The organism is Geodermatophilus sp. DF01-2, from assembly GCF_004571065.1.
Classification (GTDB): domain Bacteria; phylum Actinomycetota; class Actinomycetes; order Mycobacteriales; family Geodermatophilaceae; genus Geodermatophilus.
The window spans coordinates 19,598-34,445 of sequence record NZ_SPQN01000049.1 but is presented as its reverse complement, the minus strand read 5'-3'; the positions used below and the strand labels follow the sequence as shown (position 1 = coordinate 34,445).

Genomic DNA, 14,848 nt, shown 5'->3' with positions numbered 1-14,848 from the left:
TGATCCGGCGGGGCTCGGCCCGCCGGTAGGTTGGCCTCCCGTGGAACAACGCGCGCTCGGGCGCAGCGGGCTGGTGATCTCGCGCCTGGCCCTGGGCACCATGACCTGGGGCCGGGACACCGGGCGGACGGTGTCGCGGCGCAGGTTGCGCAGCCCCCGGTCGGCGACGGCGGGCCAGACACCGAGCGAGTCCGCGATCGACGGCAGGAGGACGGCGGCCGCGGCGGCGTACCCGGCCGCGCTCGGGTGGAACTCGTCGGCGCTGAACAGGCCGGAGTCCTCCGCGAAGGTCGGCCCGAGCACCGAGCCGAGCGACACGGTGCGCCCCCCGGCCTCGACGACGGCGATGGTCTGCGCGGCGGCCAGCTGCCGGCTCCAGCGGCGGGCCAGCAGCCGCAGCGGCTGACCGATCGGGCGGATCGTGCCGAGGTCCGGGCAGGTGCCGACGACGACCTGCGTCCCGGCCTCGGTGAGCCGCTGCACCGCGTCGCGCAGGTGCCGTACCGAGACCGCGGGGGCGGTGCGGCTGGTCACGTCGTTGGCACCGATCATGATCAGGGCGACGTCCGGGCGCTCGTGCAGGGCGCGGTCGACCTGGGCCTCGAGCTGCCCCGACCGCGCACCGGAGACCGCCAGCCGCACCAGCCGGACCGGCCGCTCGGCCAGCTCGGCCAGGGCCGCGGCGAGCAGCACGCCCGGGGTCTGCGCGGCGCGCTCGACGCCGAGGCCGGCCGCGGTGGAGTCACCGAGGACGGCGAGGACGATCGGTCGGCCGCGCGCGCGGCCGTACATCCCGTCACCCGACGGTGGGGTGGCCGTGACGGTGCGCGACTCCACCCGGCGCCGGGCGGAGCGGGCCTGCTGGCGGAGCACGGCGACCATGCCGGCGCCGGCCAGGCCCAGCCCCCCGCCGCCGTAGGCAGCGCCCGTGGCCAGCCGCCATGCCGCGCTCGCTCGAGTCACCGCCGTCATCGTCCTCCGGTTGTGTGGTGCGCCTGTTCCTGCAGGCTAACCGCCGCCTACGGTCGGTCCGTGGCTGAATCCCTCGCAGGGGTCACCGACGGTGACCGGGCGCAGCAGATCGTCGACGTGCTGGTCGATGCCTTCTCCGAGCTGATGACCGCAGACGCGGACGCCTTCCGCACCAAGTTCCGCAAGATGGCGGCCGACCCGTTCGCCTTCTACCGGGGCACCGCGTGTCTCTTCTACGCCGACATGGCGGGGTTGGAGGACCGCTGGTGCGACGAGCGCACCAGCCGGGTGTGGATCCAGGGCGACCTGCACGCGGAGAACTTCGGCACCTACATGGACGGCGCCGGGCGGATCGTCTTCGACGTCAACGACTTCGACGAGGCCTACCTCGGCCACGTCAGCTGGGACCTGCGCCGTTTCGCCGCCAGCTTCGCCCTGCTGGCCTGGCGCAAGGCGTTCGGCGACGAGGTGATCTCCGACCTCCTGCGGGGCTACCTGGAGGCCTACCTCGACCAGGTGCGCGCCTTCACCCGCCTGGACGACGACCGGTCGTTCGCGCTGGTCCGGGAGAACACCGAGGGCGCCGTCCACGACGTCATCCTGCGGACCAGCGCCCGCAGCCGGCTGGCCCTGCTGGACCGGCTCACCCTCGTCGAGGACTTCCAGCGGCGCTTCGCCGAGGGCCCGCGCACCCGCCGGCTCGACGACACCGAGCGCGACCGGGTGCTGGCCGCCCTCGAGCGTTATCGGGAGACCGTCTTCCCGCCCCGGCGGCGCCGCGACGTCGCCTACGACGTGAAGGACGTCGTCGGCACCGGCGGCTTCGGCATCGGCAGCGCCGGGCTGCCCGCCTACACCGTCCTGCTGGAGGGCTACGACCAGGCGCTGGAGAACGACGTCGTCCTCTCGCTCAAGCAGGGCAACGTCCCGGCGCCCAGCCGGGTCGTGCGCGACCCGGAGATCCGCGGCTTCTTCGAGCACGAGGGGCACCGGACGGCGACGTCCCAGCGGGCGCTGCAGGCCAACGCCTCCCAGTTCCTCGGGCACACCGAGATCGACGGGGTGGGCTTCGTCGTCCAGGAGCTGTCGCCCTACGAGGTCGACCTGGACTGGGACGACCTCACCGAACCGGAGGAGATCGCCCCGGTGATGGTCCAGCTGGGCCGGGCGACGGCGAAGATGCACTGCGTCGGGGACGCCGACAGCGACCACACCCTGGTGCCGTTCCAGACCGAGGAGGCGATCACCGAGCTGGTCGGGGACCGGCGGGAGGAGTTCGTCTCCGACCTGGTCGACTTCGCGCACTCCTACGCCCGCCGGACGCAGGACGACTTCCGGCTCTTCGTCGACGCCTTCCGCGCCGGCGCCATCCCCGGGATCAGCTCGAGCGGGACGCACCCGGTGAGCGGAGTCGCTGGGTGACGGAAACCGTCACCCAGCGACTCCGCTCACGTCGATGACCATGCCGAGGTGTGGACCGATGCCCGGCTTCTCGTAGGGGCCGGTGACCACGGTGAAGCCCCTCCGCTCGTAGAAGCCGGCCGCGGTCGTGCGGGCGTCGCACCACACGAGGTCGCCACCCCGCGCCACCACGAGCGCCAGGGCGGCGTCGAGCAGCAGCCGGCCCACCCCGGTGCCGCGGGCCGCCGGATCGGTGGCCATGCCGCGCAGCTGCCACGGGGCGTGGGCGTACCGCCAGGGGCAGGGCGCGGGCGAGAGGCGGGCCACGCCGGCGACCGCGCCGTCCGCGGTGCGCGCGGCGAGGTGGACCGTCGCCGGGTCGTCGTCCCCCGGCATGCCGGCCGGGCCACCACCGCGCAGGACGGCGCTGCGCAGCGGCAGGACGACGTCGAGGCCGACCTCCTCGACGGTGACGGCGGTGCTGTTCACGGGCCTCAGCGTGCCCGACGCCCCCGGCGGGTGCGGAGGTAGTCGGCGACCACGTACTCGCCGAGCCGCTCGCTGTCGGGAGTGAAGACCCGGCCGCCGGCCCGCTGGGTGATGTCGTGGACGAAGTGCACCAGCCCGGGCTCGGGGTCGAGGGCGAAGACGTTCATCGTCGCCCCGGACCGGGCCACCCGCTCCACCTCGGCCACGGTGCGGGCGATCGTCTCGGGCATCGGGGGCCAGCAGAAGAACGGCGTGCCGTCGTCCTCCAGGTGGGCGGTCGGCTCGCCGTCGGTGACCACCAGCACCACCGGCTCGGCGTCCCGGTGCCGGGCGAGAAAGCGCCGGGCCAGCATCAGTCCGTGCTGCAGGTTGGTGCCCTGCAGCGTGTCCACGCTCAGCTCGGCGAGGGTCTCCGGCCGCAGCACCTGTGCGGTGGAGGAGAAGCCGATGATCTGGATGGCGTCCTGCGGGAACCGGGTGGTCACCAGCGAGTGCAGCGCCATCGCCGTCGACTTCGCCGCCCCCCACGTGCCGCGCAGCGCCATCGAGTACGACAGGTCGACCAGCAGCGCGACGGCCGCGCCGGTGCGCCGCTCGGTCTCGACGACCTCGAAGTCCTCGACGGCGATGCGCACGTGCCGGTCGCCGGTCGTGCCGGGGGTGGTGGGGTGGGCCCGACGACGTGGCTCGTGCGCGGTGCGCAGGACGGCGTTCTTCACCGTGCGGACGACGTCCAGCGGCTGCTCGTCACCGAACCGCCACTCCCGTGAGCTGCCGGTCAGGTCCCCGGCCGCCCCGGCGTCGGCGACGTCGTGCTCGCCGCGGCCGGTGGCGTCGAGCTGGGCGAACACCCGGCGCAGCGCGGTCGCCCCGAGCCGGCGGACCGCCTTGGGGGAGAGCTCGAGCCGGCCGTCGGAGCGGTCGAGGTAGCCCTGCCGCTCCAGCTCGCGCTCCAGCCGGCGAAGCGCGGCGAGGTCGTCGACGGCGGGCCGGCCCAGCGCCCGCTCGAGCAGCTCCTCGTCGACGTCGGCCAGCGAGGCACCGGCGTAGCCCTGGGAGAGCTGGTTGGACAGCGCCTCCAGGTCGGCCAGCTCGGCGACCGCGCTGGTGGCGTCGCCCAGGCCGAGGGCCTGCTCACCACCGGGCACCTGCCCGCGCTGCCCCCAGGGCAGGTCGGGCCGGGCCTGGCGCAGCGCGTCCTGCAGATGGGTCATCTCGCTGGCCAGGCCCATGTCCTGCATCGTCTGGGCCATCAGATCGCCCAGCTCGGCCCGCTGCTCGGGCGAGAGGCCGGCCATCATCCGCTCCTGCGCGGCGGCCCGGCGGGCGAGGGAGTCGATCAGCTCCTCGACCGACTGCGGGTCGTCGGGGAAGAACCGGCCGTGCTTCTCCATGAACTCGCGGAACCGCTCGCCGGTGTCCTCGCCGCGGTTGTGCGCGTCGACGAGCTGCGAGAGATCGGCGACCATGTCCTTGACCGCCTGCACGTCGCCCTCGGTGGCGTTCTGCAGCGCCTGCTTCATCGAGGCGAACGAGCTGTCGAGCACCTCCCGGCGCAGCAGGTCCTGGATCTGCTCGTAGGCGGCCCGCGCCTCGGCCGAGCGCCAGTCGTACTCCTTGAGCGCCCGGACGGCGCCCGCGGTGTCGTCGGGCAGCGCGTCGAGCTCGGCCTCCTTGAGCCGGGCCATGTCGTCCGGGTCGGGGAACAGCTCCCGCCGCTCGGCCTCGACCGCCCGGTCCAGCAGCTCGCGGACCTCCTGGAGCGTGCCGTCCATCCGCCCCGCGTTGCGGGTCTGCCGCAGCCGCTCGCGGACCGACCGGCGCAACTCGTCCAGGCCGCGCCGGCCGTCCATGCCGCGGCGCAGCAGCTCGCGCAGCGCCTCCCGGACGCCGCTGCCGCCGAGCACCGAGTCGCCGATCTCGTCGACCGCGCTGCCCAGGTCGTAGGGCGGCGCCAGCGGGTCGGGCCCGCCGCGCCAGCGGCCGTACCGGTAGCCCCGCCCGGGGCGCGATCTGCTCACGACCCGTAGACCGTGCGCGGGCCGTCGGTGTCCTTGGCCAGCCGGCGGGTGAGATAGAGCCCCTCGAGGGCGAACTCCACCGCGGCGGCGGCCTGCTCGGCCGACTGCTCGCCCTCCGGCACGCCCAGGCGCCCCAGCAGCTCGGCGAGTCTCGGGATGGTGCCCAGCTGGCCCAGCAGCGCGGCGGCCGGCACCAGCTCGCCGGACTCGACGGTCTCCCCGCCGGTGAAGTGCTCCTGCAGGCCGGTCAGGTCCAGCCCGGCGCAGCGGGCCCGGAAGGTCTGCGCGGTCGCCTGCCGGAGCAGGTGCTCGAGGATCTCCAGCTCCCGCTCGTCGTCCGGGTCGGCGCCGGAGTCGGCGAACTCGACCTTGCCCCGGCTGGCCGGGACCACGCTGGGCAGGTCGACGACGCGGGCGACCGGCCGGGTCTCCCCGGCGACGGCGGCCCGGCGGACGGCGGACGCGGCGACCGTCTCCAGGCCGGCGATCGCGAAGCGGGCGCTGACGCCGGAGCGCTGGTCGACGTGGTTGGAGTCGCGGACCAGCCGGGTGAAGCGGGCGACGATCTCCACCAGGTGCTCGGGGACCAGGGGGCGCTCCAGGTGACCCCGCCCCTGGCCGTCACCGCCCAGCCAGGCGGTGTCGGCCTCCTGGTGCAGCAGCCGGACCTCGTCGGCCAGCTCGATCGGGTAGTGGGTGCGCACCTCGGCGCCGAAGCGGTCCTTGAGCGGGGTGATGATCCGGCCGCGGTTGGTGTAGTCCTCCGGGTTGGCGCTGGCGACCAGCAGCAGGTCCAGCGGCAGCCGCACCCGGTAGCCGCGGATCTGGATGTCGCGCTCCTCGAGCACGTTGAGCAGCGCCACCTGGATGCGCTCGGCCAGGTCGGGCAGCTCGTTGACGCTGAAGATGCCGCGGTTGGTGCGCGGCACCAGGCCGTAGTGCACGGTCTCCGGGTCGCCCAGCGTGCGGCCCTCGGCGACCTTGATCGGGTCGACGTCCCCGATCAGGTCGCCGACGCTGGTGTCCGGGGTGGCCAGCTTCTCGCCGAAACGGTCGCTGCGGTGCAGCCAGCCGACCGGGGTCGCGTCGCCGTGCTCGGCGATCTGGCGGTGCGCCCACACGCTGATCGGCTGCAGCGGGTGCTCGTTGAGCTCGCTGCCGGTGAGGACCGGCGTCCACTCGTCGAGCAGCCCGACCAGCGTGCGGATCAGCCGGGTCTTGCCCTGGCCGCGCTCGCCGAGGAGGACGAGGTCGTGGCCGGCGATGAGGGCGCGCTCGACCTCGGGCACGACGGTGTCCTCGAAGCCCACGATGCCCGGCAGGCTGGGCTCGCCGGCACCGAGGCGGGCGAGCAGGTTGGCGCGGATCTCGGCCTTGACCGGCCGGAAGACGGCCCCGCTGTCGCGGAGCTCGCCCAGGGTCGTGGGGGCGGGGGGAGCGGAGGCGGGAACGCCGGGGTCCGTCACCCCAGCCACGGTACGACGCGGGCGGCGACACGGGCACCCGTCCGGCCGATGCCACCTGGGCTCCTCCCCTGCGAGGATCACCGGCATGGTGGCTGGCGCGGCGGGGCGCGACGAGGTGGCCCGGGTCGGCGGTGCGGACGTCGAGGCCGCGGCGGAGCTGATCGACGGCGTCGTCCGGCGCACGCCGCTGGAGCATTCACGTGCGCTGGCCGAGCGGGTCGGCGGTCCCGTCTGGCTCAAGTGCGAGAACCTGCAGCGCGCCGGCTCGTTCAAGATCCGCGGCGCCTACACCCGGCTGGCCCGGCTGTCGGCCGAGGAGCGGGCCCGCGGCGTCGTCGCCGCGAGTGCGGGCAACCACGCCCAGGGCGTCGCGCTGGCCGCGCAGCTGCTGGGCATCCGGGCCACGGTGTTCATGCCCGAGACGGCGCCGCTGCCCAAGGTGGCGGCCACCCGCGGCTACGGCGCTGACGCCCGGCTGGGCGGGCACGACCTCACCGACGCCCTGGCCGCGGCGTCACAGCACGCGGAGCGCACCGGCGCGATCTTCATCCACCCGTTCGACCACCCCCACGTCATCGCCGGGCAGGGGACGGTCGGGCTGGAGATCCTCGACCAGTGCCCTGACGTCGCCACCGTCGTGGTGGGGACCGGCGGCGGGGGTCTGGTGTCGGGAATCGCGGCGGCGGTGCGGGCCCGCCGTCCCGCCGTCCGCGTCGTCGGGGTGCAGGCCGCGGCGGCCGCCGCGTTCCCCGGGTCGCTGGCCGCCGGTCGCCCGGTGCCGCTGTCAGGGATGTCGACGATGGCCGACGGCATCGCCGTCGGCGCGCCCGGCGAGCTCACCTTCGCGCACGTCCGCGACCTCGTGGACGAGGTGCGCACGGTCAGCGAGGAGGACCTCTCCCAGGCGCTGCTGTTCTGCCTGGAGCGGGCCAAGCTCGTCGTCGAGCCGGCCGGTGTCGCCGCGGTCGCCGCCGTGCTCGCCGAGCCGGCCGCCTTCGAGCCGCCGCTGGTCGCGGTCGTCTCCGGCGGCAACATCGACCCGGTGCTGCTGCTCAAGGTGGTGCAGCACGGCATGGCCGCCGCCGGGCGCTACCTCTCGTTGCGACTGCGGGTGCCCGACCGGCCGGGGTCGCTGGCGGGGGTGCTGGGCGAGCTGGCCGCGGCCGGGGCCAACGTGCTCGAGGTCGAGCACGAGCGGACGGCGACCCGGCTGGGCCTGGGCGAGGTGGAGGTCTTCGTCGTCCTCGAGACCCGCGGGCCCGAGCACGCCGAGGAGGTGCTCGCCCGGCTGGGCCGGGCGGGATATGCGGCGAGCGCCGGTTGAGCAAGGACCCCCTTCTCCCCACCCCTCGCACGCTCGGGGCGGTGCCCGGGAGGGGGCCGGGGTCGGCGTCGGGTGGAAAACCGGTCGGAAAGCGTCCCCCCCGGGGCCTAGCGTGCCGCTCATGACCGACGCGGTAGTCGTCGAGGGTCTGGTGAAGCGCTTCGGCACCACCACGGCCCTCGACGGGGTGGACCTGACCGTGGCCGAGGGCTCCGTCCTCGGGCTGCTCGGTCCCAACGGCGCGGGCAAGACGACGGTGGTGCGGATCCTCACCACCCTGCTGCGGGCCGACGCGGGACGGGCGCAGGTGGTCGGCCTCGACGTGGTGGACGACGCCGGCGCGGTGCGTTCCGCGATCGGGCTGACCGGCCAGTACGCCGCCGTCGACGAGTACCTCACCGGGTTCGAGAACCTCGAGATGGTCGGCCGGTTGTACCGGCTTGGCCGGCGGGAGGCGCGGGCGCGGGCCGGTGAGCTGCTGGAGCGCTTCGACCTCACCGGGGCGGCCGACCGGCCGGCCAAGACCTACTCGGGTGGCATGCGCCGACGGCTGGACATCGCCGCCTCGCTCATCGCCCGCCCACGAGTGCTCTTCCTCGACGAGCCGACGACGGGGCTGGACCCGCGCAGCCGGCTGGGCATGTGGGAGTTCATCGCCGACCTCGCCGACGGCGGGACGACGATCCTGCTGACCACGCAGTACCTGGAGGAGGCCGACCGGCTGGCCGACCGGATGGTGGTCATCGACCGGGGGCGGGTCATCGCCCGTGGCACCGCCGACGAGCTCAAGGCCCAGGTGGGAGGGCAGCGGCTGGAGCTGACCCTCCGCGACGCGGCCGACGTCGGCGAGGCGGCCCACCGGCTGCGCCCACTCGCGATCGACGAACCGCGGCTCGACGAGTCGACGCGGCGGCTCTCCCTGCCGGTCAGTGGCGGCACCGACGACCTGGCCGAGGCGCTGCGGCTGCTGGCCGGCAGCGGCGTGGAGGTCCTCGACGTGGGGCTGCGCCGGCCCGATCTCGACGACGTGTTCCTCACCCTCACCGGCCATGCCGCCGAGGACGGGTCGGAGAACGAGCAGGCCGGCGACCGGACGCCGGTGGGCGCAGGGGAGGGGGCGGCGTGACCGCGTTCGGTGCGGCGGTGTCCGACGGGTTGACGATCACCCGCCGCAACCTGATCAAGGTCAGGCGGGTGCCGGATTTGATCGTCTTCGCCACCCTGTCGCCGATCATGTTCGTGCTGCTGTTCCGCTACGTGTTCGGCGGTGCGATCGGCGGGCTGCCGCCGGGCATCTCCTACGCGGAGTTCCTGCTGCCCGGGATCTTCGCGCAGACGGTGGTCTTCGGCTCGACCACGACCGGCGCGAGCATCGCCGAGGACCTGCAGAAAGGCCTCATCGACCGGTTCCGGTCGCTGCCGATGGCCCGCTCGGCGGTGCTGGTCGGGCGCACCGTGGCCGACCTCGGCCTCAACGCCATCTCGATCGCGGTCATGGCGCTGACCGGCCTCGTCGTCGGCTGGCGGATCAACTCGTCCTTCGGCGAGGCGGTCGCCGGCTTCCTCGTGCTGCTGGTGTTCGCCTACGCGATCTCGTGGCTGATGGCGGTGGTCGGGCTGCTGGTGCGCACGCCGGAGGTGGTCAACAACGCCAGCTTCATCGTGATCTTCCCGCTGACGTTCGTGGCCAACACCTTCGTCCCGCTGGAGACCTTCCCGCCGGTGCTGCGCACCTTCGCGGAGTGGAACCCGGTGTCCGCGGTGGTGCAGGCGGCACGCGAGCTGTTCGGCAACACCGTGCCCGGAGCGACGGTGCCCGACGTGTGGTCGCTGCAGAACCCGGTGCTCTACACGGTGATCTGGACGGCGCTCATCCTGGCCGTCTTCGTGCCGCTGTCGGTCCGGCTCTACCAGCGCACCTCCACCAGGTGATGTGGGCCGGTCGCGGGGGCCCGGAGGGTCTCCCGACCGGGACACGGGCAGCGGCTCAGCGGCGGTCAGGGGCGGTCTTGGCCGCGGTGCGGTCCGGTAGGACCGCAGTGTCACAGTGTGCCCGTGCTTACCTCTGCCGCCCCGTCCGCCGACAACCCGCTGCTCGAGCCGTCCCGCTTGCCGCTGCAGCTGCCGCCCTTCGCGGACACCACCCTCGAGCACTGCCGCGAGGCGGTGCTGGCCGGCATGGCCGAGCAGCGGGCCGAGGTCGCCGCCATCGTGGGCTCGCTCGAGCCGCCGACCTTCGAGAACACCGTCGTCGCGCTGGAGCGGTCCGGGCGCCTGTACCGCCGGGCCGGAGCGGTCTTCCACAACCTCGCCTCGTCGGTCGCCACCGACCGGCTGCGCGAGATCGAGCGCGAGCTGGCGCCGCTCGAATCGGCGCACGCGGACGCGCTGCGGCTCGACCCGGGGCTGTTCGCGCGCATCGACGCCATCCACGAGGGGCGTCACGACGCGGGACTGGACGGCGAGGCCGTCCGGCTGGTGGAGCGCTACCACCTGGACTTCGTGCTCGCCGGCGCCCGGCTCGACGAGGCCGGTCGCGCCCGGTTGTCCGAGCTGAACCGGGAGCTCTCGGAGCTGTCGACGACGTTCGGGCAGAACCTGCAGCTGGCCACCGAGGCCGCCGCCGTGGTGGCCACCGACGCCGCCGAGCTCGACGGGCTGAGCTCGGAGGAGGTCGCCGCCGCGGCCCGGGCGGCCGAGGACCGCGGCGTGGCCGGCTTCCTCATCCCGCTGCTCCTGCCCACCGGGCAGCCGGTCCTGGCCAAGCTGCGCAACCGGGAGCTGCGCCGCCGGGTGTTCACCGCCTCGGTGGAGCGGGCGTCGGACGGCGAGCACGACAACGGCCCGGTCGCCGTGCGGATCGCCCGGCTGCGCGCCGAACGGGCCCGGCTGCTGGGCTTCGCCACCCACGCCGACCTGGTGCTCGCCGACCAGACCGCCGGCAGCACCGAGGCGGTCGACGCGATGCTCGCCCGCATGGTCGGCCCGTCACTGGCCAACGCGCAGGCCGAGGCCGCCGCGCTGGCCGAGGTCGCCGCCCGCGACGGGATTCCTGCGCTGGCGCCCTGGGACTGGGCCTTCTACAGCGCACGGGTGCGTGCCGAGCGCTACTCGGTCGACACCACGGCGCTGCGGTCGTGGTTCGAGCTGGACCGGGTCCTCGTCGACGGCGTCTTCGCCGCTGCGGAGCGGCTCTACGGCTTCCGCTTCACCCCGCGCCCGGACCTCGCCGGCTACCACCCCGACGTCCGGGTGTGGGAGGTCACCGACGCCTCCGGCGAGACGGTCGGGCTCTACCTCGGCGACTTCTACGCCCGTGAGGGCAAGCGCGGCGGGGCGTGGATGAGCTCGTTCGTCACCCAGTCGCGATTGCTGGACACCCGGCCGGTGGTGGTCAACAACCTCAACGTCACCCGCGGGGCCGACGGCCGGCCCACGCTGCTCACCCTCGACGAGGTCGACACGCTGTTCCACGAGTTCGGGCACACGCTCCACGGGCTCAGCTCCGCCGTCACCTACCCGCGCTTCGCCGGTACCAGCGTGCCCCGCGACTTCGTCGAGTACCCGAGCCAGGTCAACGAGATGTGGGCGCTGTGGCCCGAGGTCCTGGCCGGCTACGCGCGGCACGTCGACACCGACGAGCCGCTCCCGGCCGCCGTCGTCGAGGCCATCGAGGCCGCCCGGTTGTGGGGGGAGGGCTTCGCGACGCTGGAGTACCTGGCCGCCACGCTGCTCGACCAGGCCTGGCACCGGATCACGCCCGAGACCGAGGTCGGCGACCCGGCCGCGTTCGAGCGAGCCGCGCTCGAGGCGGCCGGCGTCGCCTACGACCTGGTGCCCCCGCGCTACCGGACGACCTACTTCCAGCACGTCTTCGCCGGTGGCTACGCGGCCGGCTACTACTCCTACATCTGGTCCGAGGTGCTCGACGCCGACACCGTCGAGTGGTTCAAGGAGAACGGTGGCCTGCGGCGGGAGAACGGCGACGTCTTCCGCCGGCGGCTGCTCGCCGTCGGAGGGTCGGTGGATCCGCTGGCGGCATTCCGCGCGGTCCGCGGCCGGGACGCCGACCCGATGCCCCTGCTGCGCCGCCGCGGCCTGCTCCCCGTCTCCTGACGCCCGCTCTTGCGGTCGTTCCTGCGCTCTTGCGGTGCGGCATCACCGCCAGAGCGGGCGCAACACCGCAAGAGCGCGGGCGCAGGGGGGACGTCACAACCACGGGAGCCGCAGGACGACGTCCAGGTCGTCGGGGCCGTCGCCCTCGCGGACCAGCCGGTTGGGCTGGCGGTGGCCGCACGCCGTGCAGCGGTGGACCACCTGCCAGCCCTTGCCCGACTTCTCCACCAGGCCGACCGGCTGCATCGGCGCCCGGCACTCGCTCGCCCGGTCACCCGGCAGGTCGTCGACGTGCAGTGACCACAGGCACACCGGGCAGTGGTTGCGGTAGTGCCCGTCGGTGTTGGCCGGCACCGCCGCGGCGCAGTGCACGCACACGAAGCCGGTGTTCTCCGCCCGCCGGGAGCGCGCGGTCCGGGCCATCGCGCCGGTCAGGGGACGAACGGCTCGACCGCGACGACGTCGACGGTGATGTCGCGGCCGTTCGGGGCCTGGTAGGTGACGGTGGCCCCGGGCGCGGCGCCGAGGATGGCCGAGCCCATCGCCGACTCCGGGGAGTAGACCTGCAGGCCAGTCGTCCCCACGATCTCGCGCGAGCCGAGGAGGAACTTCTCGGTCTCGTCGTCGCCCTGGAAGCGGATCGTGATGACGGTGCCGGTGGCGGCGTGGGTCGCCGTCGTCGGGGCGTTGCCGACCCGGGCCTTGCGCAGCAGGTCCTCCAGCTGGCGGATGCGGGCCTCCTGCTTGCCCTGCTCGTCCTTGGCGGCGTGGTAGCCGCCGTTCTCGCGGAGGTCACCCTCCTCGCGGCGGGCGTTGATCTCGGCGGCCATGGCCGGACGGCCCGCCACCAGCTGGTCGAGCTCGGCCTTCAGCCGGTCGTGGGCCTCCTGGGTCAGCCAGACGCCCTGGTCCTGCTCGTCAGTGGGGGTGGACACGGCAGTGCTCCTGAAATGTCGGTGGCCGCTCCCCGTCCGGGAAGCGGCCGCGTTCAGAACGGCCAACGTAACACCGTCGGTCCGGGCGGTGTTCCGTCCGTACCCGGCTTCCGGGATGCGGAACGCTAACGGATCGCAGCGTGACGAGCGCCACGAACACCCGATCGAGGGCCCCGGCGGCGGCGGCACCGCCCGCGGTCGGGGGATGATGTCCGGGTGACCGAAGCAGACCCGTTGCGCCTGCTCGCCGTGCACGCCCACCCCGACGACGAGTCGAGCAAGGGTGCGGCGACCATGGCCAAGTACGTCGCGGAAGGCACCCGCGTCATGGTGGCGACCTGCACCGGGGGGGAGCGCGGCTCGGTGCTCAACCCGGCGCTGGACCGGCCCGACGTCTGGGAGCGGCTGCCCGAGATCCGCCGGGAGGAGATGGCCCGCGCCCGGGAGATCCTCGGCGTCGAGCAGGAGTTCCTCGGTTTCGTGGACTCCGGCCTGCCGGAGGGCGACCCGCTGCCGCCGCTGCCGGAGGGCTGCTTCGCGCTCGTGCCGACCGAGGAGGCCGCGGCGCCGCTGGTGGCGCTGATCCGACGGTTCCGGCCGCACGTCATCACCACCTACGACGAGCGCGGTGGCTACCCGCACCCGGACCACATCAAGACCCACGAGGTCTCGGTGCACGCCTTCGACGCCGCCGGCGACCCCGACCGCTACCCCGAGCTGGGGGAGCCGTGGCAGCCGCTCAAGCTCTACTACCACATGAGCTTCACGCTGCCCCGCACGCGGGCGCTGCACGAGGCGATCCTCGCCTCGGGTGCGGAGTCGCCCTACGCCGAGTGGCTGGAGAACTGGGACCCGGAGCGGGACATGTCCCACCGGGTCACCACGAGGGTCCCCTGCGCCGAGTACTTCGCCGCCCGGGACGCCGCGCTCATCGCGCACGCCACCCAGATCGACCCCCTCGGCCGGTGGTTCGCCTGCCCGCTGGAGGTCCAGCAGCGGGTCTGGCCGACCGAGGACTACGAGCTGGCCCGTTCGGTCGTCGACTCCCCGGTGCCCGAGGACGACCTGTTCGCCGGGGTGCGCAGCGAGGTGGGTGTCCGATGACCGCCCTCGTGCTGCTCGCCGCCGACCAGCAGCTGCCCGAGGACGTCGGCAAGTCCGGCCCGATCGGCCTGCTGCTCACCGTGCTGTTGTTCATCGCCGTCCTGCTCCTGGTGCGGTCGATGTCGCGGCACCTCAAGCGGGTGCCGCGCAGCTTCGACCCCGAGGACGCCGGGCCGCGGGTCGTCGTCCCCGACACCCCCGCAGAGCTGGTCGACCGCCGGCCCGAGCCCGGGCAGGACCTGCTCGACACGCTGCGGCGCGCGCCCCGGGCGATCGAGGGACCGCGACGCGACGACGGCCGGCCGGGCGCCCCGGAGGACTGACCGGCCGGCCGTCGCCGGTGGGTGGGACTACCAGCGGTGCGCCACGTCGATCACCAGGCGCGGGGTGTCGTCCGACGACGGCGTCCCGGGGAGCGTGAAGACGCGGAACGGCAGCCGGGCGCGCACGCCCAGGGCCAGCGTGGTGTAGCCCTCGAAGGAACCGGCGTAGGCCACCTGGCGGAAGGTGCGGAACCCGGCGACGTCCACGGCCTCCCGCGGGTCGGCCGGCAGGTACGTCGGCTCCCCCCGATCGTCGTACGCGGGTGCACGCAGCACGATCTCCAGGTCGGCGGCGCCGCGGACCGGCACCGCGTGGCCGGAGCCGTCCTGCCGTACGACCGGCACGTACCGCACCGAGTACGACCGGAAGGTGGTGTCCTGCCCGCCCACGTCGACGACGAGCCGGTCGAAGCACGCGTGCCGACCCGCGCGGACGTCGTTGACCATCTCGCGGTCGCCGAGGTCGGAGGCGCTCTTGGGCAGCGAGCCCCAGGTGATGCCGCAGTAGGGACTCGCACCCGCCTGAGCGGGCGCGACCACCCCCAGCGCGGCGAGGGCGGAGACAGCGAGGACGAGGAACCGGAGTCGGTTCATGGCGGGCCTCCTCGGGTCGGTGCCGGCGGCAGGATCCGCCCGACACGCCCGGGGGCGCCATGGCCGTCGACATGTCGACCCCACGAAGTCTGCGCCGCTAGGA

14 protein-coding genes are annotated in these 14,848 nt (G+C 74.1%); 7 read left to right on the top strand and 7 right to left on the bottom strand.

Annotation, left to right across the window (positions count from 1 at the left end):
• On the bottom strand, positions 1-963 hold a 963-nt coding region (locus tag E4P41_RS13690), incomplete at its 3' end, for an SGNH/GDSL hydrolase family protein (RefSeq protein ID WP_209307714.1).
• Positions 964-1,032: 69 nt separating this feature from the next.
• Here E4P41_RS13690 and E4P41_RS13685 point away from each other — a divergent pair.
• Entirely contained in the window at positions 1,033-2,394 is a 1,362-nt protein-coding gene (locus E4P41_RS13685) for a DUF2252 domain-containing protein (RefSeq protein WP_209307713.1), read from the top strand.
• A 9-nt stretch (positions 2,395-2,403) separates the two neighbouring features.
• Here E4P41_RS13685 and E4P41_RS13680 read toward each other — a convergent pair whose 3' ends face one another.
• The 3 genes from E4P41_RS13680 to E4P41_RS13670 are packed head-to-tail and all read right to left on the bottom strand — an operon-like array spanning position 2,404 to position 6,349.
• Positions 2,404-2,862 carry a GNAT family N-acetyltransferase gene (locus E4P41_RS13680; protein WP_245177334.1) on the bottom strand — a complete coding sequence of 153 codons (459 nt, stop codon included), beginning with the start codon at positions 2,860-2,862 and terminating at the stop codon, positions 2,404-2,406.
• A gap of 5 nt (positions 2,863-2,867) precedes the next feature.
• A complete protein-coding gene (locus E4P41_RS13675) occupies positions 2,868-4,883 on the bottom strand; it encodes a VWA domain-containing protein (RefSeq protein WP_135141798.1) in 2,016 nt (671 codons plus the stop codon).
• Positions 4,880-6,349 (bottom strand): sigma 54-interacting transcriptional regulator, encoded by a 1,470-nt coding sequence (locus tag E4P41_RS13670; protein WP_245177333.1) that lies wholly within the window; start codon positions 6,347-6,349, stop codon positions 4,880-4,882. The genes E4P41_RS13675 and E4P41_RS13670 overlap by 4 nt, the downstream gene beginning before the upstream one ends.
• Positions 6,350-6,434: 85 nt before the next feature.
• Here E4P41_RS13670 and ilvA point away from each other — a divergent pair, with 85 nt between their 5' ends.
• The 4 genes from ilvA (at position 6,435) to E4P41_RS13650 (ending at position 11,789) form a co-directional block, all read left to right on the top strand.
• On the top strand, positions 6,435-7,673 hold the full coding sequence (gene ilvA, locus E4P41_RS13665; RefSeq protein WP_135141796.1) for a threonine ammonia-lyase: 1,239 nt from the start codon (positions 6,435-6,437) through the stop codon (positions 7,671-7,673).
• Between the two features lie 121 nt (positions 7,674-7,794).
• Positions 7,795-8,799, top strand: a complete 1,005-nt coding sequence (locus E4P41_RS13660) for an ATP-binding cassette domain-containing protein (protein WP_135141795.1) — start codon at positions 7,795-7,797, stop codon at positions 8,797-8,799.
• Complete coding sequence (locus E4P41_RS13655; RefSeq protein WP_135141794.1) at positions 8,796-9,605, top strand: ABC transporter permease; 810 nt, start codon at positions 8,796-8,798, stop codon at positions 9,603-9,605. The genes E4P41_RS13660 and E4P41_RS13655 overlap by 4 nt, the downstream gene beginning before the upstream one ends.
• A 123-nt stretch (positions 9,606-9,728) precedes the next feature.
• Entirely contained in the window at positions 9,729-11,789 is a 2,061-nt protein-coding gene (locus E4P41_RS13650; RefSeq protein WP_135141793.1) for a M3 family metallopeptidase, read from the top strand.
• 93 nt (positions 11,790-11,882) lie between these two features.
• Here the strand turns inward: E4P41_RS13650 and E4P41_RS13645 are convergent, their stop codons facing one another.
• Complete coding sequence (locus E4P41_RS13645; RefSeq protein ID WP_135141792.1) at positions 11,883-12,212, bottom strand: RNHCP domain-containing protein; 330 nt, start codon at positions 12,210-12,212, stop codon at positions 11,883-11,885.
• 8 nt (positions 12,213-12,220) lie between these two features.
• On the bottom strand, positions 12,221-12,724 hold the full coding sequence (gene greA, locus E4P41_RS13640) for a transcription elongation factor GreA (RefSeq protein WP_135141791.1): 504 nt from the start codon (positions 12,722-12,724) through the stop codon (positions 12,221-12,223).
• Positions 12,725-12,940: 216 nt separating this feature from the next.
• Between greA and mca the strand changes: the two genes are divergently transcribed.
• Together mca and E4P41_RS13630 are read left to right on the top strand one after the other, a co-directional pair.
• Complete coding sequence (gene mca, locus E4P41_RS13635; protein ID WP_135141790.1) at positions 12,941-13,828, top strand: mycothiol conjugate amidase Mca; 888 nt, start codon at positions 12,941-12,943, stop codon at positions 13,826-13,828.
• Positions 13,825-14,151 (top strand): hypothetical protein, encoded by a 327-nt coding sequence (locus E4P41_RS13630; protein WP_135141789.1) that lies wholly within the window; start codon positions 13,825-13,827, stop codon positions 14,149-14,151. Before mca ends, E4P41_RS13630 begins: the two co-directional genes overlap by 4 nt.
• Before the next feature lie 27 nt (positions 14,152-14,178).
• Here E4P41_RS13630 and E4P41_RS13625 read toward each other — a convergent pair whose 3' ends face one another.
• Positions 14,179-14,745 carry a hypothetical protein gene (locus E4P41_RS13625; protein WP_135141788.1) on the bottom strand — a complete coding sequence of 189 codons (567 nt, stop codon included), beginning with the start codon at positions 14,743-14,745 and terminating at the stop codon, positions 14,179-14,181.
• Positions 14,746-14,848: the final 103 nt, after the last annotated feature.

Bases quoted from the DNA above. Each gene is read 5' to 3' on its own strand.
- ilvA (WP_135141796.1), top strand. From the start codon at position 6,435: ATGGTGGCTGGCGCGGCGGGGCGCGACGAGGTGGCCCGGGTCGGCGGT.
- E4P41_RS13660 (WP_135141795.1), top strand. From the start codon at position 7,795: ATGACCGACGCGGTAGTCGTCGAGGGTCTGGTGAAGCGCTTCGGCACC.
- E4P41_RS13645 (WP_135141792.1), bottom strand. From the start codon at position 12,212: ATGGCCCGGACCGCGCGCTCCCGGCGGGCGGAGAACACCGGCTTCGTG.
- E4P41_RS13630 (WP_135141789.1), top strand. From the start codon at position 13,825: ATGACCGCCCTCGTGCTGCTCGCCGCCGACCAGCAGCTGCCCGAGGAC.
- E4P41_RS13625 (WP_135141788.1), bottom strand. From the start codon at position 14,745: ATGAACCGACTCCGGTTCCTCGTCCTCGCTGTCTCCGCCCTCGCCGCG.